A 24224-nucleotide genomic window follows, 5' to 3' on the forward strand; every position below is an offset into this window, starting at 1 on the left:
CTCAGACCCCGCTATTTCGGCCGCGGATTCTCCAGTCCCCGGTTTGGCTGGATCAGCTTGCCCGAGCGGATATCGCGCACGGCCGCGCCCACCGCGCGCGCCACGTTGCGCACTTCTTCCTGGAAGGCGGTGTCCTTGTCCAGGGTTTCGTGGCTGTCGGCATAGGATTCGTAATAGCCGACGAAGCGGTCGAGCTGGGAGGTCGGGCTGCTCGAAATCAGTCCCATCCAGTCCAGCCAGTCCGAGAGCGAACGGCGCGTGCCCTCGATGCCGGCGACGTCGCCGTGCACCACCAGGCCATAGGCGCGGCCGGCCAGGTGCTTCGGATAGTCCCAGGTCTTTTCGAGTTCCTTGGCTTCTTCCGCTTCCTTGCCGTGGGTCGAGCTGGGATCCGGGTTGCCGCCGTCGGCGCAGACCAGGCGGTCGATCATCAGCTTGAGCACGGACGGCGACTGGTACCAGTAGACCGGGGTCAGGATGATGACGCCGTGCGCCGCGACCCATTTCTCGTAGATCTCGTTCATCCAGTCGTTGTTCTGGTGCAGCGAGTGGTTCGGGTAGCAGCTGCAGGGCCAGTGGCACAGCGGCATCGCGGTCGAGACGCATGCCTTGCAGGGGTGGATGTGGCGGTCGAAGTCGGAGATGATGCGCGACAGGTCGAGCAGGTCGGTATCGAAGCCCTCGGCCAGCAGCAGCTCTTCGCACATCTTCGCCAGGCGCCAGGTCTTCGAGATCTCGCTGGGGCAGCTGCCGTCGTTGCGCGCCGCGCCATTGATCAGGAGGATGCGGCTGAGCGTGCCGGGGGCCTTCTGCTTCGCTTCGGCGGCGAGCAGGCGGTCGTGCGCTTCCTTCCACTCGACCGAGAGGTCGTAGTCGGGGTCGGCATAACCCGGTCCCGCCTTGACCGTCACCGGCGCCTTGTGCGAGCCGATATAGGCTTGCCAGGCAATTTCCTCGACGGCTGCGAGTTCGTGGCCGACGTTTTCGTAGAGGGGATCGAAGAAGTTGCGCGAGAAGCGCAGGCGGAATTCGTCACGGTTGAGCTTGGCGGGCGCCTGGCCCTTGCGTACGGTGGTCATGACTGGCCTTATGGATGATGTGCCGTCCGATTATGGAACGGCGGCATCACACAAGCCGGTACGCCAGTTAACATAGACATGAAAAAGGCGGTGCAGCCCCGGGGACCGCACCGCCTCGCGCCGATTGAATCCGGCGTATCGCTTACTTGTTGTTGCCGCCCGGGTTAGGGTGGTTTGCCAGGATGATGCCGTACTTGGCGATGTCGGACAGGCCGCCGCCCGCTTTCACGGACTGGAAGGTCGAAATTGCCTTGTCCTTCTGGCCGGCGCGCAGGTAGGCCATGCCCAGGCGCACCTTGGCTTCGTCAGGCGCCTTCAGGCTGCCCTTGGCGATACCCTGCTCGATGAAGCCGATGCCTTTGTCGAACTCGTCCATGGTCACATAGGCCCAGCCCAGGTTGACCAGGCCGGCGCCGGTCTTGGCCTTGGCGGCCGAGGCTTCGCCGGCGGCGATGTTCTTGGCGTCGTTGGCGGCTTCCTTGGTGGCGCGGTCGCGCAGCTTGCGGTGCTGGGCGGCCGAACCGCCGGTGCCCAGGACGCCGGCCGCGAAGCCCGCATCCATGACCTTCTTGGCTTCGGTCGGGAAGCCGTCCTTCAGGGCCAGCTCGGCCAGCTCGGTGTACATCTCCGGGGTCAGGACCTTGACGGCGGCAAATTCAAGGCGCAGGACGTCCGGATAGTTGGTTTCCGAGAAGCCCGGCTTGCGCACGACGCCGCGGTAGATCGAATCCATCCAGACGTCGTCGTTCGGATAGTAGGTGATCATCTGCTCGAGGCCGTACAGGTAGGCGGCATCGTCCTTGACCTTGTTGGCGGCCGACGCGTACAGGCGCAGGTCTTCCGAGGACGGGGTCTTGCCGGCCTTTTCGGCGGCTTCCAGTTGCGGACGCAGCAGTTTCATCGCGTTCGCGTAGTCGTTGCTCAGGTAGTAGGCGCGGACCAGCGGTGCGTTCGCCGCATCCGAGTTCGGGTTTTCAGCCTGGAAGCGCTTGAACCACTCGATTGCCTTCGAATAATTCTTGGCGTTGTAGTACATGCCGGCCAGGGCTTGCGTGAACTGCGGCTTGTCGGTTGCCGGCAGCTTGCCCGAGGCAAGGATGGCTTCCAGCGCGGCGATCGAGGCCTGGTCGTTGCTGGTGGCGGAGGCGTGCGACAGCTTGATGCGGTTCAGCACATATTCTTCGTATGGCGTCTTGTTCGGAAAAGCTTCGGCCTGGGCGATGCGGTTCTGGACTTCGGTGTAGTTCTTCGCGTCCATCAGCGGCTTGATCTGTGCCGAGTCGAGGAGCTTGAACAATTCCGGGCGGACCGTGTCCGGCTTCGGTTGCGCCGCGGCATCGGCCGGAGCGGTCTTGTCTTGCGCGGAGGCGCTGTGCATGAGAGCCGGTGCAGCGTTCAGGCCGATAGCGGCCAGCATCAGGGCAAGGCGGGCAAAACGGAATTGGGACATGAATAATCCTTCTCTTTGATTAACTCGGACAAAGCGTGCATTGTCCCACAAACGGCTTTGCGGGGCCGGACAATTGTGCCGCAGTCCAGGCCGCGGCAAACGCGTCGTTACAATGGGTTACGCTACCTGCATAAAGGAAATTATTCGAAGCCCGGCACAGGGCACACACCCTCGGCTTCGATTTCGCCGGCGAGCCAGGCATTGACCGCTTCCAGCGCCGGCGGCGCGAAGCCGTAGGTCATCAGGGCAGGGGCGCCGAAGTCCAGCGCCTGATACGGATTCCACAGGGCGATATGCAGGTCGGGCCGCCAGCTGTCGCGGGCGTGCGGGCCGTAGCGGCGGCGCGAGGTGGAGGCCAGCATGGTAAAACGACCGTCCTGCGGCAGGGCGTTCCAGTCGAAGGCTTCGGGATCGGCAAAGGTCACCAGTTCCACGTCGTAGAGCTTGCCCAGCGAGGCCGCGATGCTCGCTGCCGGCACGCCGGCTTCCGAGACGCCGTCGCTGACCACGTCCTGGCGCGCCACCAGGCGGACCTTGCTGCCCGGTGCGGGACGCTGCGGCTTGCCGCGCGCGGTGAGGGCGCGGCGCCAGGCGCGCGCCATCAGGGCGCGGTCCTCGAACTCGCTTTCGTAGGGGACGCTGCCGGCCGGATGGGCCTGCGCCAGTTTGTCCAGGCGGGCCAGGCGACGCTGCACCGACGCCATCGGCAAGGTGCCGTCTTCGATCGCGGCGGCAATCGCATCCAGCGTCGCCTCCTGGGTCTCGCGGCTGCCGATCGCCATCACCATGTCGGCGCCCGCCACCAGCGCGTTGACGGCGGCCTCGCCGGCGCCGTAGCGGTGCGCGATCGCATGCATGTCCATGCCGTCGGTGATGATCACACCTTCATAGCCCATCTTCACGCGCAGCAGATCGGTCAGGATGGCGCGCGACATGGTCGCCGGATTGTGCGGATCGAGGGCCGGATAGACAATGTGGGCGGTCATCACGGCCGGCGCGTGCGGGGCGGCGGCGCGGAAGGGCGCGAACTCGAAGCGTTCCAGCTCGGCGAGTTCCTTGTCCACCTGCGGCAGGTCGCGGTGCGAGTCGACGTGGGTGTCGCCATGGCCGGGGAAGTGCTTGACGCAGCAGGCCACGCCCTCGGCATCGCTGCCGTTCATCCAGGCCATCGCCAGTTCGGCCGCGCGCACCGGGTCGGCGCCGAAGGAGCGCTCGGCGATCACGGGATTCAGCGGATTGTTGTTCAGGTCCAGCACCGGCGCGAAGTTCCAGTTGAAGCCCATCGACTTCACGGCGCGCGCGACGGCGGCGCCGACTTCCTTCGCGAGTATCGTGTCGTTGGCGGCCCCCAGCGCCATCGCCGACGGCGGCGGCGGCACCCATAGCGAGCGCACCACGGCGCCGCCTTCCTGGTCGAGCGCGATCAGGGCGTTCTCACCCATGGCGTCAGCCAGGTCGCCGTTGAAGCGGGTCAGCTGGGCCGCGTCAAGCATGTTCTGGCGGAACAGGCAGGCGCCGCGGATCTTGTTTGCGCGGATGAAGGCGGCGGTCTCTGGATCGAGTTCGGTGCCGAACAGCCGGATCATGATCAGCCGGCCAGCGAGTGTCCTGGATTCGTTCATACGATTTAGTTTGTTTTGGTGACTTTGCTGAGGTGGCGCGGCTGGTCGGGGTTCATGCCGCGTGCCTTGGACAGATGCGCCGCCATCACATAGAAGGCCTGGATTGCGACGATCGGGTCGAGGTCCGGCGTACTTGCCACCGGCAGGTCGAGGTCGCGGCCGGCCACGTCCTGCGGCGCCGCCAGCAGCACGCGCGCGCCGCGGCCGCGCATCTCTTCGGCCAGCGCCACCAGGCCGGCCTGGGCCGGGCCGCGGGTCGCGAAGATCAGCAGCGGATAGCCTTCCTCGATCAGCGCCATCGGGCCGTGCTTGATCTCGGCGCCGGAGAAGGCTTCCGCCTGCAGGGCCGAGGTCTCCTTGAATTTCAGGGCCGATTCCAGCGCCACCGGGAAGCTGATGCCGCGGCCGACCACCATGATGTTCTGCGCCGGGGCCAGCACCTCGATCGCTTGCGACCAGTCGGCGTCAAGAGCGCGCTGGAGATCGTCGGGCAGGGCGCGCAGGCCGTCTTTCAGTTCGCTGTCGCCCTGCCATTCTGCGACCAGGCGTGCGCCGGCCGTGAGGCTGGTGATGAAGCTCTTGGTGGCGGCCACGCTCTTCTCCTTGCCGGCGTGCAGCGGCATCGCCCATTCCGCGGCCTTGGCAAGCGGCGAATCGATGTCGTTGACCAGCGCGACCGTGGTGGCGCCGCCGTCGCGGAAGTAGCGGATCGGCTCGACCACGTCCGGGCTCTGGCCGGACTGCGAGATCGACACCGCCAGCGTGCCCTGGGTCTGCAGCGGCGATTTGTACAGGGTCACCAGCGACATCGGCAGCGACGTCACCAGGCGGCCCAGGCGCGCCATGGTCAGGTAGGCGAAGTAGCTGGAGGCGTGGTCCGAGCTGCCGCGCGCCACCGTCACCACGTTGTTGAAGCTGGCCGCGCGCAGTTGGCGGCCGAGGTCCGCGTAGCGCTCGACGTCGTTCGACAGTTGCAGGGCGACGCAATGGGCGGCGGACTTGGCTTCTTCCAGCATCAGCGAGGTGGCTTCAAGGCTCACAGACTTCTCCTTCGATATAGACGGCTTTGAGATTCAGGTTGCGGTCGAGGACGACCAGGTCGGCAAAGCAGCCCGGCGCGAGGCGTCCGCGGCGGCTTTCGCCCAGGTAGTCAGCGGCATTCGTGGACACGCGGCGCGAGGCGTCTTCGATGGACAGGCCGATCGAGACGAGATTGCGCAACGCCTGGTCCATGGTCAGCGTGCTGCCGGCCAGGGTGCCGTCGGCCAGGCGCACGCCGCCCATGCACTTATGTACTACCTGACGCCCCAGCATGTACTCGCCGTCCGGCATGCCGGCGGCGGCGGTCGAATCGGTCACGCAGTACAGCTTCGGGATGGCGCGCAGCGCGGCCTTGATTGCGCCCGGATGCACGTGCAGCAGGTCGGGGATGATCTCGGCGTACTGCGCATGCGCCAGCGCGGCGCCGGCCATGCCGGGCTCGCGGTGGTGCAGGCCGGGCATCGCATTGAACAGGTGGGTAAAACTGGTGGCGCCGTGTTCCAGGGCCTGGACGCCGTCTTCGTAGGAGCCGGTGGTATGGCCGATTTGCACGCGCATGCCGGCATCGGCCATCTGCCGCAGCAGGGCCAAATGACCAGCAATCTCCGGCGCCACGGTAATCGCCCGCATCGGCGCCTGGGCGTTGAAGCGGTTCACCTCGTCCATCGACGCTTCGCGCGCGAACGGCGGCTGGGCGCCCAGCTTGCCCGAGTTGATGTAGGGGCCTTCCAGGTGCACGCCGAGGATGCGGGCTTCGTTCCTGCCGCGTTCCTTGCAGGCGCCGCCAATGGCGTCCAGCGCGCGCTCGATGTCGTCCACCGGCGCGGTCATGGTGGTGGCCAGCAAACTGGTGGTGCCGTGCTTCGCGTGCAGGCGCGCGATCACGTGCGGGGCGTCGCCGCCTTCCATCATGTCGCGGCCGGCGCCGCCGTGCACGTGCAGGTCGATGAAGCCGGGGAGGATGTAGTCGTCGGTATTGTCCGCGGGGTCGCAGGCCTGGCCGTCGATGGCGGCGATGGTGTTCGGTTCGCCGCCGGCCAGGCGGATCTCGCCGCGGATCCAGCCGTCGGGGGTGAGGATGTTGCCTCTCATTTGCTGTCCTTGAGTTGAAGCGCAATCATTTGCAGGGCGCCGGCCGCGGAGTCGCCTCGCGGCGGCGTGGTGCGCGCCAGCAGGCCGGCCGGCAGGAAGTCGCGCAGGGCGGCGCCCAGGCCGCCGCACAGGGCCAGCGGCAGTTTGCCGTCCGGGTCGAGGGCATGGGCGATGGTCGCCACTTCCTGGCCGGCGTCCAGCAGGATGGCGCGTGCTACCGGGTGGTCCGCGTGGCGCAGCACTAGCGGGGCCAGGCTGGCGTAGGCGGTCTGGGTGGCCTTGCCGAGCCAGACCTGGATCGCGTCGCGCCTATTGCTGCCGATCGCGCCGCAGGCCTCGATGACCGCATCGGCGAAGGCGCTGTGTTCGCGGCGGCCATCCAGCACCTGTTCGATGTGGCCGATGGCGCGCAGGCCGATCCAGCCGCCGCTGGCTTCGTCGCCGGCCGGGAAGCCCCAGCCGCCGACTTCGTGACGCGAGCCGTCTTCGCGCAGCACTTCGCCGACACTGCCGGTGCCGATCGCGACGATGGCGCCGGCCGCGCCGCCGTGGGCGCCCATCAGGGTGGTGAAGGCGTCGGTTTCGAGGCGGATGGCCGCGTAGCCGGGATTGGCGGCCACGAATTCGGCCGCCCACTGCTTGTTGTGCACGCCGGCCAGGCCGAGGCCGATGGCGATGTGTTCGAGCGAGGGCTGTTCGACGCCGGCTGCGGCGAAGGCCTGGCTTGCCGCCTGCTGGACCGAGGACCAGGCGCGGGCGATGCCCAGGCCGAGGCCGGAAGGGCCGCTGGCGCCTTGGGCGATTTCAGTGCCGTCGGCGCGCGCGAGCCGCACGCGGGTGCCGGTGCCGCCGCCGTCGACGCCGAGGAGAAAGTCGATCATCTTGTGCTTTGTGCCGGGAAAGTCAGGGCACTATAGGAGCGGCTGATAAGCTTGTCAACAGGTATTTAATTGGTATTGTAAAATAACGGCATGAAGTAGACCAGAAACGGAATAGTTTGTGTTAAGGGGCTGATCTGTAAGGGAATTAATGTATTGCTACTGGTATTGTTTTCTTAACGCTTCGCAGCTTCTGGTGACGTCCTTGTGAAGGTTGGAAGTCTAGTAAAACACTGTCTTGTCTGTAGGAATTCAGTCCATTTTGTGACTACCAGTTGTGAACAAGGTCCTTTCCAAATTGAATCTAGGTTGCTACTATCTCAACAACTAATTTTTAACTCGGGGGACCCTTGAAAGCAGCTGATATCTATGCGTACTTAGCGAAAGAATTTTGCGACGAGTTGATTGTAGAAGACATCACAAAAGGGAAGGCCTTTTACTGGAGGGAGCTAAAACGAGCTCCATCGTCAACTCGTGTTCTTCGAATCCATGAGGACTTATTAGGAACGGTAGTCGAAATTAAGCTCCCTGTTACTTCTCTCAGTGGCGCCTCACAAACCATCTTGCGCCTCCCAGTATCATTCGATGACGTTGGGAGAGCCGTGCGACATGAAGTTGGTCTCTTATCAAAAAGGCCAGCGACGCTACCATGAATATGGTTCTTCTCATATTTCTTAGTGTTATATTACTTGTCTTGCTGTTGGTATTTCTGTTGCGCCGGCCAATAAAGGAGCAGCCTCCATCAGAGATCGTTCTTACGGGAGACAATGGGCCGCTCCTTCAACTTTCACTTGACGACGATCAAACAGAGGAAATCGAGCCCCTGCAGCTATCCCCGGGGTTGAGTTCCAAACTCGGCATGATTGTTGCCCCAGGCGTTGGTGTTCTTTCGAGTCTTTATACTGGGGTTACCGCATTCAAGGTTGTGTTTAAACCTGAGGTCGCAGAAGGGCTGGCCAACGGCAGTTTAACCCTGATGCAGGGCGACAAAGGGAGCTATCTCACTGCCGTCCAACGATTACCTGACGGTACTCGTCCAGTAGGCCAGATTGCCGGCAACGGGCAAGTTGTCGCTGACACTGCGGCACGGGCTGCGGCGCTTGCTGCGGCGGCTTTTCAGGTGGCGTCAATAATTACTGCCCAAAAGTTCCTTGCCGATATCGATAAGAAATTAGGTTCGATCGCAGCCACCGTTGACGAAATCCAACGCTGGAATGAAGCTGCGGTATTTAATGCACTAAGGGCTAACTACCGTTATTTAAGTGAGATTGCAGATTCCTTGCACGAAGGTAAACTTGGAACAGCAGAGCAATCGGCTTATATAAACCAAATCGATTTCATTGAGCGAGAGTCTGTTACGACGGCGGGCATTTGTCGGGACAAACTTTCTGATTATGTCATGCCACCTTTGTCCACCTCTTGGACAGAGTCTGGCATCGATGAAGATATTTCGGAGTTGAAAAAGGTCGAGAATGCTATAACGCGCTTCGTCCGGGGATATTTCGCCGCACAGCAAGTTCGGATGCTAGCGGCGCAGCTCCGCGGAGCACTACCAATCGATCGCGCCATTTCGCTAAAGCGCCTCTCATCAATCGAAAACGACCTGCTTGACGCGCAATCGGTGTGGGAAGATATGGTGGGGCGGCTCAAGCGGCATGCTGAGAGCGTTAAGTACTCATACTTAGCTGGTCTTGTAAAAACAGAGAAAGACAAGACAGAACGCGAAAAATTTAATACAAACGTTGATCGAGCTAGTTGTGATTTGCTCAAGGCGAGGGATGAAATCATTAGCGGGTGTTGTCAGCTCAAGACACTAGTGATGGCAATGGATGTTGAAAAACGGGCCGGCATCAAACTGCGTGTGACCCTCGATGAGACGGGGAAAGTCGTAACAGCTGCTAGATGTCTTTAAACCTACTTTCACTTAGGTGAATTCGACCATGCCAAGCGCAACAATAAAAATTTACCTGCCACATGGAGACCCCAAGCGTTTGCGGACAGGGGAGATTTCAAATTGGTCTGGAAAGGCTGTAGCTGGGCCGCGTACGGAGCTTGATCAACTTCTGCAGCGTGAGGAGGCGGCGAATGTCGGTATATATCTTCTTACTGGGATTGATCCCCTATCTGGCAGTCCAGCTGTGTATATTGGTGAAGCTGAATCTATTCAAATTCGGCTTAAACAACATGTCGAAAAGGACTTTTGGAATCAAGCCGTTTTCTTCACCAGCAAAGATGAAAATCTGACGAAATCTCACATTCGCTATCTTGAAGGGCGGGTGATTGAGCTTGCAAAGCTAGCTGGGCGGGCAAATTTAACGAATTCTCAAGCTACTACCTCCAAGCTGCCTGAATCTGATCGAGCATATATGGAGATATTTTTGGAAAAGATCGAGCAACTGCTGCCCGCCTTAGGGGTAGAAGTATTAGTCCCTATTGCCACGCCGCCAAAATCTGAGGAAGAAGCCCGACTTCTTTTCTGCGAAATTAATGGTCTGAAAGCGACTGGCCACCTTACGCCAAATGGGATTGTCGTCCTTGCTAAGTCGCAGGCAGCCTTAAAGCTGCGTCCGTCTGCCAACGACTACCCATGGGTAGTTAACGCACGTGAACAGCTTATCAAGGACGAAGCACTCGTCAAAGCAGATGGATGTTTAGTGTTTGTAAAAGATCACGAATTTTCAAGTCCAAGTGCTGCAGCTGCTGTCATTCATGGCGGCACTGCAAATGGTAGGACCGCCTGGAAGGACGCCAGTGGGAAAACGCTGAAGCACCTTGAATCCAATTAGCATTCAATCAAGCAAGCCGCTTCAGGCTACGACCTCAATGACATCTCGTTTTCTTACTTTTGGACATTCTTATACCGTCGATAGCGAACGCACATGCCCTGGTCTATGCCCCCATATTTTGAAGCTATCCTAAGGGGGTTGCTAGATGTTTAAATAATGCTGAAATACCGCTCAGTTCGCTTCGGTCTTGTCGACCACGCCGGCACGCTCCGGCGCCTTGATGGACGCCGCATGCTCACCCCCGCGCAGCCAGCCGAACAGGATCGCCATCATGAAGGGACCCACGAAGAGGCCGATCACGCCCAGGGTCGAGACGCCGCCGAGCAGGCCGAACAGCACGGCCAGGAAGGGCAGATTCACGCGCTGGCCGATCAGCTTGGGACGGATGAATTTATCCACCATGAACAGCTCGACGGCGCCCCAGCTGAACAGGCCCAGTGCCGCGCCCGAATGGCCCTGGCCCAGCAGCAGCAGCGAGACCATGGTGAAGGACAGCGGCGCGCCGCCCGGCACCAGGGCCAGGTAGCCGGTGATCACGCCCAGCAGGGCCGGCGCAGGCGCCCCGGCCAGGGCATAGGCGATGCCGAGCACGATGCCTTCGAGGATGGCGACCGAGCACAGGCCGAGCGCCGTGCCGCGCACCGACAGCGGGAAGATCCGGCGCAGGGTGGCGTAGTGGACCGGCAGCAGGCGGTCGCCGGCGCGGTCCATCAGGCGCACGACGGCGGGGCCGTGCAGGTAGAGCATGAAGAGGGTGAGCAGGGCCAGGAACAGGTACAGGGCATTGGCCAGGATGATCGAGCCCCAGGTGCGGGCGGCGCCGGTCAGCTGCGGCATCATGTCGCCGACGATGCTGCGCACCAGGCTGCTGATGCCGCCCGGCTGGGCCAGGTGCTCGTTCCACCACTTGACGGCCGGCTCGGCCACCATCGGCAGCCTGGTCAGCCAGGCCGGCACGGGCACGCCGGCTTCGTTGAGGTGGGCCAGCAGGCGCTGCACGCCGGCCAGTTCGCTGCTCAGCGCATTCACCAGCACGAAACCGGGGCCGGCAAAGGCGGCCACCAGCAGCAGTACGAGGAACACGGCGCTGAGCGGCCGCGGCCAGCCGCGCCGGACCAGGCGCTCATGCAGCGGCCAGGTGATCACCGCCAGCAGGCCGGCCCAGGCAAGGGAGCCCACGAAGTGCTGCAGCACGAACGCGAGTCCGATCGCAAATAAAACGGGCAGCGCGGACTGCGCGAATGAATACCGCATGTGTTCCCTGGTCTCCTGGCTGGGCCTGTCTTACGCGCGCTGCAGGGCTGCGATGCGCTCTTCGCAGGACGGGTGGGTGCTGAACAGGGACAGCATACCACCGCCGGCGATGCCGGAGGCCGCCATGTTCTTCGGCAGGTCGCCCGCCTCCATGCCGCCGAGGCGGCGCAGCGCGGCGATCATCGGACGCGGGGTGCCCATGATCTGGGCCGAGCCGCGGTCGGCGCGGAACTCGCGCTGGCGCGAGAACCAGGCCACGATGATGCTGGCCAGCAGGCCGAACAGCAGGTCGCAGACGATCGAGGTGACGTAGAAGGCGATGCCCGGGCCGCTGGATTCTTCGTCCTTGCGGAGGAAGCTGTCGACGGCATAGGCGACCACGCGCGCCAGGAACACCACGAAGGTATTCACCACGCCCTGGATCAGGGTCAGGGTGACCATGTCGCCGTTGGCGATGTGGGCCACCTCGTGCGCCAGCACGCCCTCGATTTCCTCGTGCGTCATCGATTGCAGCAGGCCGGTCGACACCGCCACCAGTGAAGCGTTTTTGGTGGCGCCGGTGGCGAAGGCGTTCGGCGCGCCCTCGTAGACCGCCACTTCCGGCATCGCGATGCCGGCGCGCTGGGCCTGATTGGCGACGGTGTTCATCAGCCATGCTTCGGTGGCGTTGGACGGCTGCTGGATCACGCGGGCGCCGGTCGACCACTTGGCGATCGGTTTCGACATCCACAGCGAGATGAAGGCGCCGCCGAAGCCCATCAGGGCCGCGAAACCGAGCAGGGCGCCCAGGTTCAGGCCGTTCGCCGTCAGGTAACGGTTGACGCCCAGCAGGCTGGCCGAGACGCCCAGCACCAGCATGATGGCCACGTTGGTGGCGAGGAAGAGAAAGATGCGTTTCATGATTGCTTACCCCATGGAGGTTATATTTCCAAGGTGGAAGCATACGGCAGTGTGGCCTCTTGAAAAAGCGCAGTTTTCGGAAGATTGTCTTCGGAAAAATCTGAATGTGTGGACGATATCGTTTTGCTATAGTTGCAGCGACTTTCCCCAATCATGGAGGCGGCAATGCGCGGAGCAGGCGGAACCAGCGGCGGTACGGGCCAGTTTTTCCTCGGCCTGATGATGATGTGCGGCGGCTTTTATCTCTTGCTCAACAGCGTGGTGGTCAGCTCGGCCTTCGGCTGGAGCACGCGCCTGTTCGGCTTCGGCAGTGTCGGTATTACGGGCGGCATCGTCCTGATCCCGCTGATCATCGGCGTGGCGATGATCTTCTATAACGCCCGCAGCGCGCTCGGCTGGCTGCTGGCGCTCGGCGCGCTGGCCGGCCTCCTGTTCGGCGTGATCGCTTCGCTCAGCATGAGCCTGCGCACCATGTCGGCCTTCGAACTCATCTGCATCCTGGTGCTGGCCTTCGGCGGGCTGGGGTTGTTCCTGCGGTCCTTGCGCAGCCAGGCGCGGGAAGAGGCCGCCGAAGCGGTCTGATTAATGGATGCCGGCGTCCGACTCGTTGCGAAGCCGGGCGCGCCAGGCGCCCAGCGCCGACAGGGCCGAATGGAATTTGCGCTCGATCAGATCGGCCTCGGCCTCGGTGACCCTACCATCGATCAATGCGCTCGACACGGCCTCCGCCACCGCGCCCACTTCGCTCATGACACGGCACACGGTCTGCGACAGGTCGTCCTGGCGCGCGCTTTCCGGCTGTGGGACCAGGAAGGCGGCCATCCCGTGGCGCACCAGCAGGGCATGCAGCGGCAGGTGGGCGTCGGGCACGCCGGCCGCGTGGCAGCGCTCGACGATCAACGAGACTTCTTCGAACGAGGGGTAATGCGAGGCAATCGTCGGCGCCAGCTTGTTGCGCAGGACGTTCACCGACATATCGAGCTCGCGCGCCAGCGCATCCAGTCCTCCGGGATACTTGCGCGCCACCGTGTAGAGGGCATCGTGCTGGTTCATGTCGAGGTAGCGTCGCGTCATGGTAATCCTTTGATATTTTTACCGGTGCATGTCAACATGCCCTTCGTTATCCTGATTTTAACTTTCGACGGCCCTCCTGACCATGCTGAAGACCTTTACGAAGTATGCACATGTCGCACTGGCGCTAAGCCTCGCGCTGTCCGTGGCCTCCGTGCCGGCGGAGGCCAAGCCTTCGAGCCACTCGTCCTTCAAGAGCGGGTTCTCGTCGCAGCGTTCGTCGTCGTCATCGTCGTCGAAAGGCGGCTTCGGCTCCTTCAGCAGCCGCTCGGCCTCGAAGTCGTCCAGCAGCGACAGCGGCGCGGCCAGGAAATCGGGCGGCGGCTTCGGCTCCTTCAGTTCGGGATCGTCGTCGGCCTCGCGCAAGTCGGATTCGGCGCTGTCGCGCAAGCTGGATAGGGAAAGCGCGGAAGCGAACGCCATGCGCACGCTGGACGAACGGCGTGCGGCGCAGGCGGCGCGCAACAATCCGCGTCCGGCGCCGACGTATGAGCAGCGCGACGCGCGCACGCCGCCGCCGTCGCAGGGCTATGGCTACGGCTACGGCAATGCGCCGGCGCCCGCGCAGCCGCCGGTCATCGTCAACCCGGGCGGTGGCGGCGGACTCGGACACGTGATCGCCGGCGCCGTCCTCGCCAATTCGGTCGCGAATGCGCATGCGCGCAACAACAACAGCAACGCGAACAACAACAATGGCGGCGGCTACTACCCGGCGCCCAGCGGCTCCGCCGGCGACCTGGCCAACCAGGCCGGCGCCGGCAGCGTCGGCGGCAGCGCCGGCGCACCGGCTACCGGATCGCCGGCCGCACCGGCCCCCGCGGCGCCGGCAAAAAGCGGCTCGGTATTCGGCACCATCATGTGGCTGGGCGTGCTGGCGCTGCTGGGCTGGGGTGTCTACCGCCTGTGGAAGCGCGCGAAGGCCCGCCGCGCCGCTGACAAACCGAATTATTCGTTCGAAAGGAATTGAGCAGATGGCCTGGAAGGATGTATTCAGCTACGTGCGCGGCATCGCAGAAAAGAAGGGCGTGGCCGAAGGCGAAGCGCGGATGGACGAAGGCGTGCCGCTGGACGCGCGCATCGGCAGTGTGGTGCAGATGCAGCACTCGCCCATCATCCGCGCGCAGGCCAACGGTTCGCTGATCGCCATGCCGGAGGCCGGCGACACGCGCATCCTGGCCGTCTCGCAGATGCGCCTGCAGCCGGAGACCGAGCTGTATCGCCTCTACCTGGACAAGGGCGACGAGGACGCGAAGGAGAAATTCCTGCAGGTGTTCTGCGGCGACGACGGCAAGGTGGCGGAGATCCTCTACTGCACCCAGCTGGCGCGCGTGATCCCGGAAACCGCCGACGACCAGGACGCCTACACCGGCCAGGCCGGCTACGGCCTCGGCGACCAGGGCTACACGCTGTGGCGCGAGCAGCTGGCCGATACGCTCGATGAGGCGACCCTGGCCACGGCCTTCGGCGACGGCGAGCGCCTCGACTACCAGCGCGACGCCGGCGGCGCGGCCAGCTTCATCAAGCCCTTCACGGGCCGCGAGATCCGCATCGACGATGCGAAGGGCGTGCACGGCCTGCGCCAGGAAATGTACTTCATGCCCTATGTGCGCGAACTGGCGGGCGGCGGGCGCGAATATCTACTGATCACCACGGAGATCATCGAAAGCGTCGATGGCGATACTTCGAAGCGCGGCATCCATGTCGACTTCGTGATCGGCATCCCGATGGAGCAGGAACGTATCGTCATTCAATGACATCTTCACCCACGAAAGGAAAGACAATGAGCAACGCAAGCGGATGGGGCCTGACTGCACGACTGGTGTCGAAACACTTCGGCGCACTGGGCGACCGGATTTCGGAGGCGATCGCCAACTTCGATCCGGAGACCGCGACCGAGGCCGACCGCGACCGCCTGGTCGACACCCTGCGCGACACTGCGCAACTGCTGGCGACCGCCCGCGCGTCCTTCGACAAGGAGCACAAGGACGTGGCCAACCTGCAGACCCTGATCGCCAGCGACGAGCGCGCCGCCGAGAAGCTGGCCGAGCGCCTGGCCGCCGGCACCATCTCGGAAGCGACCGTGACCCTGTTCTGCGACGAGCTGGAAGCGAACAAGGCGCGCCTGCCGCAGGAAATCCAGGAAGAGGCGGACGCGAAGGCCTACATGGACGAATTGCAGAAGATCGTCGACGCGCTGTCGAAGCAGCTGGCCGAGTTCGACGCCCAGGCCCGTAAAGCGATCCAGCAGCTGGCCGCCGCCAAGGCCCAGAAGGAACTGCAGGAACTGCGCATGGAGCGCCAGAGCCAGCTGGCCGGCCTCACCAGCATGAAGGGCAATTCGACCGCGCTGAACGCGCTGACGAAGCGCGCGCAAGCCGTGAGCAACGAAGCGGCCGGCCTGCGCATCGTCGCCGACATCGGCCAGAAGCCGCTTGATCAGCAGGCGGAACTCGATGCGATCCGCAAGTCGGTGAGCCAGCCTGAGACGGCCGGGGAGAGCGCGCTGGAGCGCCTGAAGCGCCTGTCGGGCAAGACCGCAGCCTGATCTTTATTCGGAATCGCGCAGCCAGGACTTGCTGCTCGGCTTGGCGGGGACGGGAACGGCGGGCGCCGCCGTGGACCGGACCCGCTGGTCGAACCTGGGGGCGGCCTTGGGCTGTCTCGCCTTGGCCAGATAGGACTTGACCCCCATCGTGCAGCGGAAAATCAGGACGCCGACGCCCAGGATCAGCGCGCTGACGGTGATCGCCAACCCATCGGGACGGTTGGCGATGACGAAAATGCAGACGAAAACGATGAGGTCGAGGCAGGCGAGATAGTTGAATCGCGCCTTGATGTTGGAGGCGACTTCGGTGATCGACATGCTGGTTTCCAGGTAAATCTTGCGGCAATGGTGCATTCTACCATTTCCACATGGAAATATTGCATGACGAAACGCAAAGCCAGACGCTCTTATTGCGCCCAGTAGTCGACCACCAGCGATTTTTCCAGACACGCGCCCAGCGTATCGACGAAGGCCTGGTGCGCCGCATGCAGCAAATAGATGTTGCGATCCTCTTCGCTGGCGAAACTGAGCGTGAAGCAATGGGTAAAGCCCTGGTTCAGGCCTTCCGGGCTCACGTTCGTGCCCCATTCGTAGGCGGTGATGCCGGAGATGAGGTCCTTCAATCGGCCGAAGCCGGCGACGACGGCATCGATCTGTTCATTGCTGGCGCCGTCCTTGAACGCAAACAGGACGACGTGGCGGAGTGAGGTGTGGGTTTCCGGGTTCATGGTTTATCTTACACATTCTAAAAAAAACCGGAGACACACGCATGACCCTTCCGCGCATCCTGCTTGCCCTTTTCTTGTTCGCGCCGCTGGCCCAGGCTGCGGAACCCGCGCCGCGCGTCGGCGTCCAGCTCTGGTCCGTGAAGGACGATTTGAAGCAGGACTTCGAAGGCACGCTGGGCAAGCTGGCGGCGATGGGCTTCCAGGGCGTGGAATTCGCCGGTGAATTCGGCCGCTACGCAAACGATCCCGCCGGCCTGCGCGCCTTCCTCGGCAAGCAGAAGCTGGCATGCGCCGGCGCCCACCTCGATTTCGCTGCCCTGTCGGATGCGCGCTTTGCCCGGACCACCGCCTTCTACCGCGAGGTCGGCTGCCGCAACCTGGTCATCGCCTGGGACAAGCGTGGCGCGTCGCTCGATGGCGCGGCCGCGATCGCACGCGAACTGGCGGCGCTGTCGGCGAAACTGCAGCCGCTCGGCATGCGGATCGGCTACCACAACCATGCGCAGGAGATGACGGGGCCGGACGGCAGGACGCCCTGGGACGCGATCGCCGCCGGCACGCCGCAGCAATCGATCCTGCAGCAGGACATCGGCTGGACCGTCTTCGCCGGCAAGGACCCGGTGGCGCTGATGCGGCGCTATCCTGGCCGCACTATCTCCTCCCACTTCAAGGCCAAGCTGGCGGAGGGCAAAGGCGGCCAGGGCAAGCCGCTCATCGGCCAGGACCAGACCGACTGGCCTGCTGTCTACGCGGCGGCGCGCGGGCAGGGCGGGGCCGAGTGGATCGTGCTCGAGCAGGAGGAGTACCCGGACGGGATGCGGCCGCTGGAAGCGGTGGCGGCCTCGATGCGCGGGCTGCAGGGCGTGATCCGGCGATAGGCATAAGCAAAAGCCTTGATGCGCACGATAGACAGCCTGTTTGACACCGAATAATCGTTGAGCAAGACTGCGATGACGCGTCACGTGGAGGTTGCTACATGGATATTCGTCGAGACAGCACCGACGTTCTCAAGGCAAGCGCAGCACATACGATCACCTACCGCCCCGACATCGACGGCCTGCGCGCCGTGGCCGTCGGCCTTGTCGTTCTCTTCCATGCCTGGCCCAAGTGGCTGCGTTCCGGCTTCATCGGCGTCGACGTCTTCTTCGTCATCTCCGGTTTCCTGATCACCTCGATCATCCTGAAGGACCTGAAGCAGCGGTCCTTCACCATCCGCGGTTTCTACGTGCGCCGCATCCGGCGTATCTTCCCGGCATTGATTACCGTCGTGCTGGCGGTGCTGGCCTTCGGCTGGTACGTTCTGCTGCAGCAGGAGTTCGCCCAACTGGGCAAGCACGTCGCCGCGGCGGCGGCCTTCGTGTCCAACCTGGTGCTGTGGAGCGAGGCCGGCTACTGGGACAACGAATCCGTCACCAAGCCGCTGCTGCATCTGTGGTCGCTGGGCGTGGAGGAGCAGTTCTACCTGGTGTGGCCGATTGCGATGGCGCTGTGCTTCCGCGTCCGCTTCGGCATCCTCGCCTTCCTCGCGCTGACCCTGGCGGGCTCCTTCCTGTACGGCCTGTACGCCACCTTCAACCATCCGGCCGAAGCCTATTTTTCGCCCGTCACCCGCTTCTGGGAACTGGCGTCCGGCGGCCTGGTGGCCTATGCAATGACCAAGCGCAGCCCGCTGCTGCCGGCGCCGCTGCTGATATCGTCCTTAGGCTTGCTGCTGCTGGTACTGGGTGCGGTGCTGATCAAGGGGCAGGCGGATTTCCCCGGCGCCTGGGCGCTGCTGCCGGTGCTCGGCACCTGCGCGCTGATCGCCGCCGGCAACGTCTCCTTCATCAACCGGCGCCTGCTCGGCAATCCGCTGATGGTGAAGGTCGGCCTGGTCAGCTATCCCTTCTACCTGTGGCACTGGCCGCTGCTGTCCTTCGGCTACATCATCGAAGGCGAGAAGCCGGAGCCGCTCGTGAAAGCCGCGCTGGTGCTGGCGGCGCTGGCGCTGGCCTTCCTGACTTACCACCTGATCGAGCGCCCGGTGCAGAAGTCGCCGAACAAGCGCCGCGCGATCCAGGGCCTGGTGGCGGCAATGGCCTGCTTCGGCGTGCTCGGGGTGATGGTCAAGGCTGGGCTGCTGCAGGAGCGCATGCCCTCGACCGCGGTCGCGCGCTACATGGGCGCGCTGAACGATCTCGGCTTTCCGGATCCGGCGATGAAGCCGCTGCGCTACAACGGCTCGCTGTTCCAGCAACTCGATGGACGCGGGCAGGGCACCACGGTGCTGATCGGCGATTCGGTGATGGAGCAATATGCGCCGCTGGTCGCGCAAGGCCTGCGCGAAGGCCGCTTCGACCGCAGCAAGGTGATCTTCGCCACCCAGGGCGGCTGCATGCCGGTCGAGGGATCGGTACGCCTGCCGCGCCTGCGCTACCCGACCTGCACCACGACCGTCACCGACGCCTGGCGGCTGGCGGCATCGCCGGAGGTCGATACCGTGGTGGTCGCGGCCTCCTGGTACGGCTATTTCGCGAACTGGCAGCAGGACGTGCAGATGCCGGTGGACGGCCAGTTGCAAACCTTCCCGGCCGCGTCCGCGCACGAGGCGGCGTATGCGACGCTGCAGCAGTCGATCGCGCGCCTGCGCGCAGCCGGCAAGCGCGTCTACCTGATCCTGCAGCCGCCCTCGGGCAACCAGTTCGACCCGCGCTCGATGATCACCGGCTCGCGCTTCGGCGAAATGAAACCGCGCACCGATATGGAACCCTACCGCGTCGAGCGCTTCTACGGCGACAACGCGGCGCCGCGCCAGCGGCTGCTCCAGATCGCGCAGGCGACCGGCACGCTGCCCATCGACCCGGTGGACACCGTCTGCAAGGACGGCATTTGCCCCACCGTGAACGCGCAAGGAGAGCCGATCTACACCGACCCGGTGCACATGCGCCCCTTCTATGTGAAAAGCAGGGTGCACTACCTCGACCCGGCCCTGAACGGGACCGGGAAGAGCGTGGCGCTGCACTGATCAGGGACGCGGCGTTTCCATGACAGGCAGCTCGATGAAGCTGCTGTGGTAGATCCGCTGCGTCGCCTTTTTATAATCCTCCGGCTTGGCGTTGAAGATGTTCTCCACCCAGGTCTGCGGATTGCGGTCGTACAGCGGGAACCAGCTCGACTGCACCTGCACCATGATGCGGTGGCCCGGCAGGAAGACGTGGTTGGCGGTCGGCAGGCCGAAGCGGTAGGACAGGGGCTTGTTGGCAGCCAGTGGCTTGGGCTTGTCGTAGCCTTCGCGGTAGCGGCCGCGGAAGATGTCGCCGGAGATCATCAGCTGGTAGCCGCCCATGCCCGGGTTGCTGCCCACCTGGTCCGGGTAGACGTCGATCAGCTTGACCACCCAGTCCGAATCGGTGCCGCTGGTCGAGGCGACCAGGTTGGCGACCGGCTCGCCGCTGATCTTCACCGGCGCGCTCAAGACGTCGGAGACGAAGACGGCGACGTCGGTGCGGCCCGAGGCTTCGCGCTGGTCGTCGACCATCCAGCGCGGCCACGACTGCCCTTTGGCTTCGTCGTAGCCGTAGGGTGGGATCGGACGCTGGCGGAAGGGCACCGGTTTAGAAGGGTCGGAGACGTATTCGTCGTAGGCCCTGGCATCGGCGGCGGCGCCCAGCACCGCTTTTTGACCGGCCGCCAGGCGCAGCGCCACCGGCTTCGAGGCGCTCGGCCAGGCTCCCAGATTGCGCCACTGGTTGGTGCCGGTCTCGAAGGCCGTCACGGTCGGGATATCCGGCGTGGCCTCGTTCCCTTTGAGATTCCGGTCGAGGAAAGGCCGCAGCACCGCCTGGCGCCAGTACAGCGCGGTATCGCTGCCGAACTTGATCGCGCCGAGGCTGCTGCCGTCGCCGATCGCACCGCCGTGGTTCCAGGGCCCCAGCGACAGGTGGACCAGGTTGTTCTTGTCGTTCGGCTTGATCGCCTTGTAGACGGCGACCGGGCCGTAGATGTCCTCTGCGTCCCACAGGCTGTGCACCAGCAGGGTCGGCACCGTCACCGGCTGCTTGGCCAGGATCTTGTCCATGGCCTGCTGCTGCCAGAAGCTGTCATAGCTCGGGTGCTGCACCAGCTTGCGCCAGAAGCCGCTCTGCTCCAGGCCGCGCTGGCGGGCCAGCGCGCCGGCCGATCCGGCGCGCATGTACATGTCGTAGTCGTCGTAGTTCGAGGTGTACCACTTGGCCGTGTTCCCGCGCGTGACCACCTGCTCCATGATGTAGGAAAGGTTAATCTGGCGGAAGGCGCCGTGGTGGAACCAGTCGTCGCCCATCCAGCCGTCGACCATCGGGTTCATCGGCACCGCGGCCTTCAGCGCCGGGTGCGGGTTCACCAGCGCCATCAGGGGCAGGAAGCCGTCGTAGGAGATGCCGATGATGCCGACGCGGCCATTGGTCTCGAGGATGTTCTTGACCAGCCAGTCGATGGTGTCATACGTGTCGGTCGAGTGGTCGACCGGCGTCGGGTTCAGCGGGCCGGACAAGGGCCGGTTCATCACGTAGTCGCCTTCCGAGCCGTACTTGCCGCGCACGTCCTGCACCACGCGGATGTAGCCGCCCTGGACGATCACGTCGGCGGCGTTGTCGTAGCCGCTCAGGATGGATTCCAGGTCCGAGCTCTCGGCGTGGCTGGTCAAACTTGAAGCGTCGTAGGGCGTGCGGGTCAGCAGGATGGGCGCGTTCTGCGCGCCCTTGGGCACGATGATGACGGTGTTCAGGCGGGTGCCGTCGCGCATGGGGATCATCACGCTGCGCTTGGTGTAATTGAAGCCCACGGTCGGGGCGTTGAATTCCGCCGGGGTCTCCGAGGGCAGGGCGGGGTATTGCGGGGCCGGCGTCTGCTGCGCGTTCTGCGCGTGGGCCAGGCTGGCGAAGGCCATCGCGCAGGCCAGCGCGATGCGGGTGCTTGGTGACTTCATGAGCTTCCTTGTGTATTTTTAGTGGAGGCGAAGTGTTGCCACCAGCACATTAGCACAAGGTGCAGCCCGGATCAGCCGTGCGTGAAGCGCTCGAACAGGGTGACGCCCTGGCGCCGCGTGCCCGGTCCGCCGAGGTGGTCCCACCAGCCGAGCGGAAAGGTCATCTTGCGGTCGGCCATGGCGACGAAATCGTCGAAGCCGCGCTGGGCTTCGCTGAGGGTGATGATGCGGGCGTCGACGTCGGCGCCGATGTCCAGGCAGATGTCGCCGTGCAGGTCGCGCCAGGGCTGGGCGCCGCCGGATGGGTCGCCGCGCCAGGCCCTGATGCGGCTGACCGCCTCCCAGGGCACGGCCAGGCCGCGCACCGTGAAGCCGCTGTCGGAGACGAGAATCGAAGGCGCGTACGGCATCCGCAGCCAGCCCGGCCGCCGCAGCAGCCGGGTTTCAAGCACGTTGAGGATGGTTTTCATCGTTATTGATGCCGAGAGCCGCTGCGGTCGACCAGCAGCAGCTGGCCGAGGCCGCGGGCGTCGGCCTTGCCGCTGGCGTCCTTGCCGACCACGTTGACCGAGGCGCTGCCCGGGCCGCGCACCGAGATGTCGGTCTGGCCCACGTTCAGGCGCCGGCCTTCGAGGCTGCCGGAGCCGTTGATCTGGACGCTCACCTGGGCCACGCTGCCGTCGATGCGGGCGTCGCCGGGGCCGTCCATCTTCAGCAGCAGGCGCTTGCCGGACATGCTGGCTTCCAGCTCGCCGGAGCCGTGCATTTCGGCGTCCAGAGTGTCGGAGACGTTCTGCAGCCTGACGCCGCCGGGACCGCGGCTGCGCACGATGGCCTTGGCCACCTTGAGGCTTTCGCCATTCAGGTCGCCCGAGCCGCTCGCTTCGAGCGTCAGGTTGCCGATGCTGCCGCTGAGCTCCGCGTTGCCGGGGCCGCCCAGGCGCAGCTGGCCGGCGGCCGCCTGCAGGCCGCGCGCCTCCAGCTCGCCCGAGCCCTGGACTTCGGCCTCGAACTTGCGGATGTTCCCGGCGATGCAGGCATTGCCCGGGCCGCGCTGCACGCTGCGCACGCCTTCGACGGCCAGGTCGCAGCCTTCGAAGTCGCCCGAGCCGCTGCTCTCCAGACTCAGTTCACGGCTGCTGCCGGACAGTTTCAGGTCGCCCGGACCACGCATGCGGGCCGTCACGCGGGAAGCGCGCAGGCCCTCGGCTTCGAGATCGCCCGAGCCGCTCATCTGGGCCGCCAGTTCGTTGGCGATGCCGGCCAGGTGGACGTCGCCGGGGCCGCGCATGGTGACGTCGGCGTCGCCGGTCTTCATGCGGCGCAGGTCGAGGTCGCCGCTGCCGCTGCTTTCCACCACCAGCTGGCGCACCGCGCCGCTGGCGTGCAGGTCGCCGGGGCCGGTGCTGGCCAGCGTGAAGCGCTCGCTGCTGACCTGGCTCAGTTCTACGTCGCCGCTGCCGTTCATGCGCAGGCTTTTCAGGCCGGCGGCGCCGATGGTGACCGTCGTCATCTCGCGGCGCTTGCCGAAGCTGAAGGAGAAGCCGTTGCGCGCGACCGGGCGGACCACCAGGGTGTCGCCGCGCACCAGGACTTCCATCTCGTCGATTTCTTTCCGCAGACCCGAGACCGTGACAGCCTGGCGCGCCTGGGCGTCGATGATCACGCGGTAGGGACCACCCAGCTCGATCGCGCTGAAGGCGCCGACCTGGCGCTGCTCGGTGACAGTGCCTGCGTTCTGGACTTGCTGCTGTTCCGCCTGGGCGAAGCTGGCGTGGCTGGCGATGGTGGCGCAGGCGAGGGCGGCGGCGATGGCGGTCAGTTTGATGGCGGTCTTCATGATCTCGTTCTTATGTGATGAAAGGTGGGGTGGTACCGGGAGCCTGAACGATAGGGCAAGCTTGCCTTGTCTGCATGCGGAAAACGACAGACGTGCAAAAACGCGGCGCGAAGTGCAAAAGAACGGTGCTGAGCGGTGTATATTTATTGGATGTCCTCGCTGACCGTCCGCAAGCTGAACGTCGACCTGTCCCAGGGCTTCCCGCGCCACTGGATGGGCGGCGACGTCTATCGCACCGCCTTCCTGAATGCGCTGTCGATGAGCTTCCCGCTCGGCGAGCAGATGTTCATCGACAGCGTGCGCGCGGCGCCCCCGGAAGCCATCCTCGACCCCGTCCTGCGCGCCGAGGTGAAGGATTTCGTCGGCCAGGAAGCCAGCCACCGCTTCGTCCATCAGCAGTACAACGCCGAGCTGGCGCGCCAGGGCTTCGACTACACGATGGAGCCGAAGCTGCAGGTGCGCGTGGAGCGCATCCGCAGGTTGCCCGTGCAGGACCGCCTGGCCATCACCTGCGCGCTCGAGCACTACACGGCCATGCTGGCCGACTTCGTGCTGCGCAATCCGGCCTGGCTGGACGGCGCCGATCCACAGCTGCGCACCCTGTGGAACTGGCACGCCGCCGAGGAGCTGGAACACAAGGCGGTCGCCTTCGACGTCTACCGCGCGGCCGGCGGCGGCTACCTGAAGCGGGTGCTGTGGTACCTGCACGTGAGCCTGGTGTTCTGGCTGGACACCACCACCCAGACCTTTCATAATCTGCGGCGCGACGGCGCTTCCTGGCGCCTGAAAACCTGGACCAGCGCGGTGCGTATGTGGTTCGGGCGCCGCGGCCTGGTCTGGAGCCTGTTCAAGCCCAGCATCGGCTACCTGTCGCCGCGCTTCCACCCCTGGCGGCACGACAATCGCGCCCTGCTGCAGATGTGGCTGGAGAGCAACGACGACGCCTACCGAGAGATCGGCAGCACATCGGCCTGAAAGCGGCTTGCGCGCCGC

At 64.4% G+C, this 24224-nt stretch carries 24 protein-coding genes; 9 read left to right on the top strand and 15 right to left on the bottom strand.

What is annotated here, in order from left to right; all coding sequences use genetic code 11:
- Positions 1 to 11 precede the first annotated feature (11 nt).
- From LQV39_RS17895 to LQV39_RS17920, 6 genes are all read right to left on the bottom strand, one after another.
- Positions 12 to 1079, bottom strand: a complete 1068-nt coding sequence (locus tag LQV39_RS17895) for a flavodoxin family protein (RefSeq protein ID WP_230027498.1) — start codon at positions 1077 to 1079, stop codon at positions 12 to 14.
- Positions 1080 to 1221: 142 nt separating this feature from the next.
- Positions 1222 to 2529: a tetratricopeptide repeat protein gene (locus tag LQV39_RS17900; protein ID WP_230027499.1), complete on the bottom strand. Its 1308-nt coding sequence runs from the start codon at positions 2527 to 2529 to the stop codon at positions 1222 to 1224.
- A gap of 140 nt (positions 2530 to 2669) precedes the next feature.
- A complete protein-coding gene (locus tag LQV39_RS17905; RefSeq protein ID WP_230027500.1) occupies positions 2670 to 4151 on the bottom strand; it encodes a glycoside hydrolase family 3 protein in 1482 nt (493 codons plus the stop codon).
- Positions 4152 to 4156: 5 nt separating this feature from the next.
- Complete coding sequence (locus LQV39_RS17910; RefSeq protein WP_230027657.1) at positions 4157 to 5167, bottom strand: SIS domain-containing protein; 1011 nt, start codon at positions 5165 to 5167, stop codon at positions 4157 to 4159.
- A gap of 13 nt (positions 5168 to 5180) precedes the next feature.
- Positions 5181 to 6284, bottom strand: a complete 1104-nt coding sequence (gene nagA, locus LQV39_RS17915; protein ID WP_230027501.1) for an N-acetylglucosamine-6-phosphate deacetylase — start codon at positions 6282 to 6284, stop codon at positions 5181 to 5183.
- Positions 6281 to 7165, bottom strand: coding sequence for a BadF/BadG/BcrA/BcrD ATPase family protein (locus LQV39_RS17920; RefSeq protein WP_230027502.1), 885 nt, complete (start codon positions 7163 to 7165; stop codon positions 6281 to 6283). Before LQV39_RS17920 ends, nagA begins: the two co-directional genes overlap by 4 nt.
- A 646-nt stretch (positions 7166 to 7811) precedes the next feature.
- On the opposite strand from LQV39_RS17920, the gene LQV39_RS17925 reads away from it, so the two are divergent.
- Positions 7812 to 9074 (top strand): hypothetical protein, encoded by a 1263-nt coding sequence (locus LQV39_RS17925; protein WP_230027503.1) that lies wholly within the window; start codon positions 7812 to 7814, stop codon positions 9072 to 9074.
- Positions 9075 to 9102: 28 nt separating this feature from the next.
- A complete protein-coding gene (locus LQV39_RS17930; RefSeq protein WP_230027504.1) occupies positions 9103 to 9948 on the top strand; it encodes a GIY-YIG nuclease family protein in 846 nt (281 codons plus the stop codon).
- A 171-nt stretch (positions 9949 to 10119) separates the two neighbouring features.
- On the opposite strand, the gene LQV39_RS17935 is transcribed toward LQV39_RS17930, so the two are convergent.
- Both LQV39_RS17935 and htpX read right to left on the bottom strand, forming a co-directional pair.
- On the bottom strand, positions 10120 to 11202 hold the full coding sequence (locus LQV39_RS17935) for an AI-2E family transporter (RefSeq protein WP_230027505.1): 1083 nt from the start codon (positions 11200 to 11202) through the stop codon (positions 10120 to 10122).
- 30 nt (positions 11203 to 11232) lie between these two features.
- Positions 11233 to 12102, bottom strand: a complete 870-nt coding sequence (htpX, locus tag LQV39_RS17940; protein WP_230027506.1) for a protease HtpX — start codon at positions 12100 to 12102, stop codon at positions 11233 to 11235.
- Between the two features lie 165 nt (positions 12103 to 12267).
- On the opposite strand from htpX, the gene LQV39_RS17945 reads away from it, so the two are divergent.
- The gene (locus LQV39_RS17945; RefSeq protein ID WP_230027507.1) at positions 12268 to 12684 is read left to right on the top strand and encodes a hypothetical protein; all 417 of its coding nucleotides are present in this window, start codon (positions 12268 to 12270) and stop codon (positions 12682 to 12684) included.
- On the opposite strand, the gene LQV39_RS17950 is transcribed toward LQV39_RS17945, so the two are convergent.
- Positions 12685 to 13176 carry a phage regulatory CII family protein gene (locus LQV39_RS17950; RefSeq protein ID WP_230027508.1) on the bottom strand — a complete coding sequence of 164 codons (492 nt, stop codon included), beginning with the start codon at positions 13174 to 13176 and terminating at the stop codon, positions 12685 to 12687.
- Between the two features lie 57 nt (positions 13177 to 13233).
- Complete coding sequence (locus LQV39_RS17955) at positions 13234 to 13596, bottom strand: hypothetical protein (protein ID WP_230027509.1); 363 nt, start codon at positions 13594 to 13596, stop codon at positions 13234 to 13236.
- Here LQV39_RS17955 and LQV39_RS17960 point away from each other — a divergent pair.
- From LQV39_RS17960 to LQV39_RS17970, 3 genes are read left to right on the top strand one after another with little or no spacing between them, the layout of a single operon-like run.
- Positions 13595 to 14140, top strand: a complete 546-nt coding sequence (locus tag LQV39_RS17960) for a hypothetical protein (RefSeq protein ID WP_230027510.1) — start codon at positions 13595 to 13597, stop codon at positions 14138 to 14140. The two genes, LQV39_RS17955 and LQV39_RS17960, sit on opposite strands and share 2 nt — an antisense overlap.
- Before the next feature lie 4 nt (positions 14141 to 14144).
- The gene (locus tag LQV39_RS17965; RefSeq protein WP_230027511.1) at positions 14145 to 14927 is read left to right on the top strand and encodes a DUF2491 family protein; all 783 of its coding nucleotides are present in this window, start codon (positions 14145 to 14147) and stop codon (positions 14925 to 14927) included.
- A gap of 26 nt (positions 14928 to 14953) precedes the next feature.
- Positions 14954 to 15718, top strand: a complete 765-nt coding sequence (locus LQV39_RS17970) for a hypothetical protein (protein WP_230027512.1) — start codon at positions 14954 to 14956, stop codon at positions 15716 to 15718.
- 3 nt (positions 15719 to 15721) lie between these two features.
- Here LQV39_RS17970 and LQV39_RS17975 read toward each other — a convergent pair whose 3' ends face one another.
- Complete coding sequence (locus tag LQV39_RS17975) at positions 15722 to 16036, bottom strand: hypothetical protein (RefSeq protein WP_230027513.1); 315 nt, start codon at positions 16034 to 16036, stop codon at positions 15722 to 15724.
- Between the two features lie 89 nt (positions 16037 to 16125).
- Entirely contained in the window at positions 16126 to 16446 is a 321-nt protein-coding gene (locus LQV39_RS17980) for a Dabb family protein (protein ID WP_230027514.1), read from the bottom strand.
- 41 nt (positions 16447 to 16487) lie between these two features.
- On the opposite strand from LQV39_RS17980, the gene LQV39_RS17985 reads away from it, so the two are divergent.
- Positions 16488 to 17324, top strand: coding sequence for a sugar phosphate isomerase/epimerase (locus tag LQV39_RS17985; RefSeq protein ID WP_230027515.1), 837 nt, complete (start codon positions 16488 to 16490; stop codon positions 17322 to 17324).
- A gap of 98 nt (positions 17325 to 17422) precedes the next feature.
- A complete protein-coding gene (locus LQV39_RS17990) occupies positions 17423 to 19450 on the top strand; it encodes an acyltransferase family protein (protein ID WP_230027516.1) in 2028 nt (675 codons plus the stop codon).
- Here LQV39_RS17990 and LQV39_RS17995 read toward each other — a convergent pair whose 3' ends face one another.
- From LQV39_RS17995 to LQV39_RS18005, 3 genes are all read right to left on the bottom strand, one after another.
- Entirely contained in the window at positions 19451 to 21391 is a 1941-nt protein-coding gene (locus LQV39_RS17995) for a CocE/NonD family hydrolase (RefSeq protein ID WP_230027517.1), read from the bottom strand. It abuts the gene before it with no gap.
- Between the two features lie 71 nt (positions 21392 to 21462).
- Positions 21463 to 21861 (bottom strand): hypothetical protein, encoded by a 399-nt coding sequence (locus LQV39_RS18000; RefSeq protein ID WP_230027518.1) that lies wholly within the window; start codon positions 21859 to 21861, stop codon positions 21463 to 21465.
- A gap of 2 nt (positions 21862 to 21863) precedes the next feature.
- Entirely contained in the window at positions 21864 to 23231 is a 1368-nt protein-coding gene (locus LQV39_RS18005) for a GIN domain-containing protein (RefSeq protein ID WP_230027519.1), read from the bottom strand.
- A gap of 150 nt (positions 23232 to 23381) precedes the next feature.
- On the opposite strand from LQV39_RS18005, the gene LQV39_RS18010 reads away from it, so the two are divergent.
- Positions 23382 to 24206 (top strand): metal-dependent hydrolase, encoded by an 825-nt coding sequence (locus LQV39_RS18010; protein WP_230027520.1) that lies wholly within the window; start codon positions 23382 to 23384, stop codon positions 24204 to 24206.
- Positions 24207 to 24224: the final 18 nt, after the last annotated feature.

Source organism: Massilia sp. Bi118, from assembly GCF_918697865.1.
Taxonomy (GTDB): Bacteria; Pseudomonadota; Gammaproteobacteria; order Burkholderiales; family Burkholderiaceae_D; genus Telluria.

Coding starts and splice junctions, on each gene's coding strand:
- LQV39_RS17895 (WP_230027498.1), bottom strand. CDS start 1,079: ATGACCACCGTACGCAAGGGCCAGGCGCCCGCCAAGCTCAACCGTGAC.
- LQV39_RS17900 (WP_230027499.1), bottom strand. CDS start 2,529: ATGTCCCAATTCCGTTTTGCCCGCCTTGCCCTGATGCTGGCCGCTATC.
- LQV39_RS17905 (WP_230027500.1), bottom strand. CDS start 4,151: ATGAACGAATCCAGGACACTCGCTGGCCGGCTGATCATGATCCGGCTG.
- LQV39_RS17910 (WP_230027657.1), bottom strand. CDS start 5,167: ATGCTGGAAGAAGCCAAGTCCGCCGCCCATTGCGTCGCCCTGCAACTG.
- nagA (WP_230027501.1), bottom strand. CDS start 6,284: ATGAGAGGCAACATCCTCACCCCCGACGGCTGGATCCGCGGCGAGATC.
- LQV39_RS17920 (WP_230027502.1), bottom strand. CDS start 7,165: ATGATCGACTTTCTCCTCGGCGTCGACGGCGGCGGCACCGGCACCCGC.
- LQV39_RS17925 (WP_230027503.1), top strand. CDS start 7,812: ATGAATATGGTTCTTCTCATATTTCTTAGTGTTATATTACTTGTCTTG.
- LQV39_RS17930 (WP_230027504.1), top strand. CDS start 9,103: ATGCCAAGCGCAACAATAAAAATTTACCTGCCACATGGAGACCCCAAG.
- LQV39_RS17935 (WP_230027505.1), bottom strand. CDS start 11,202: ATGCGGTATTCATTCGCGCAGTCCGCGCTGCCCGTTTTATTTGCGATC.
- htpX (WP_230027506.1), bottom strand. CDS start 12,102: ATGAAACGCATCTTTCTCTTCCTCGCCACCAACGTGGCCATCATGCTG.
- LQV39_RS17945 (WP_230027507.1), top strand. CDS start 12,268: ATGCGCGGAGCAGGCGGAACCAGCGGCGGTACGGGCCAGTTTTTCCTC.
- LQV39_RS17950 (WP_230027508.1), bottom strand. CDS start 13,176: ATGACGCGACGCTACCTCGACATGAACCAGCACGATGCCCTCTACACG.
- LQV39_RS17960 (WP_230027510.1), top strand. CDS start 13,595: ATGCGCACGCTGGACGAACGGCGTGCGGCGCAGGCGGCGCGCAACAAT.
- LQV39_RS17955 (WP_230027509.1), bottom strand. CDS start 13,596: ATGGCGTTCGCTTCCGCGCTTTCCCTATCCAGCTTGCGCGACAGCGCC.
- LQV39_RS17965 (WP_230027511.1), top strand. CDS start 14,145: ATGGCCTGGAAGGATGTATTCAGCTACGTGCGCGGCATCGCAGAAAAG.
- LQV39_RS17970 (WP_230027512.1), top strand. CDS start 14,954: ATGAGCAACGCAAGCGGATGGGGCCTGACTGCACGACTGGTGTCGAAA.
- LQV39_RS17975 (WP_230027513.1), bottom strand. CDS start 16,036: ATGTCGATCACCGAAGTCGCCTCCAACATCAAGGCGCGATTCAACTAT.
- LQV39_RS17980 (WP_230027514.1), bottom strand. CDS start 16,446: ATGAACCCGGAAACCCACACCTCACTCCGCCACGTCGTCCTGTTTGCG.
- LQV39_RS17985 (WP_230027515.1), top strand. CDS start 16,488: ATGACCCTTCCGCGCATCCTGCTTGCCCTTTTCTTGTTCGCGCCGCTG.
- LQV39_RS17990 (WP_230027516.1), top strand. CDS start 17,423: ATGGATATTCGTCGAGACAGCACCGACGTTCTCAAGGCAAGCGCAGCA.
- LQV39_RS17995 (WP_230027517.1), bottom strand. CDS start 21,391: ATGAAGTCACCAAGCACCCGCATCGCGCTGGCCTGCGCGATGGCCTTC.
- LQV39_RS18000 (WP_230027518.1), bottom strand. CDS start 21,861: ATGAAAACCATCCTCAACGTGCTTGAAACCCGGCTGCTGCGGCGGCCG.
- LQV39_RS18005 (WP_230027519.1), bottom strand. CDS start 23,231: ATGAAGACCGCCATCAAACTGACCGCCATCGCCGCCGCCCTCGCCTGC.
- LQV39_RS18010 (WP_230027520.1), top strand. CDS start 23,382: ATGTCCTCGCTGACCGTCCGCAAGCTGAACGTCGACCTGTCCCAGGGC.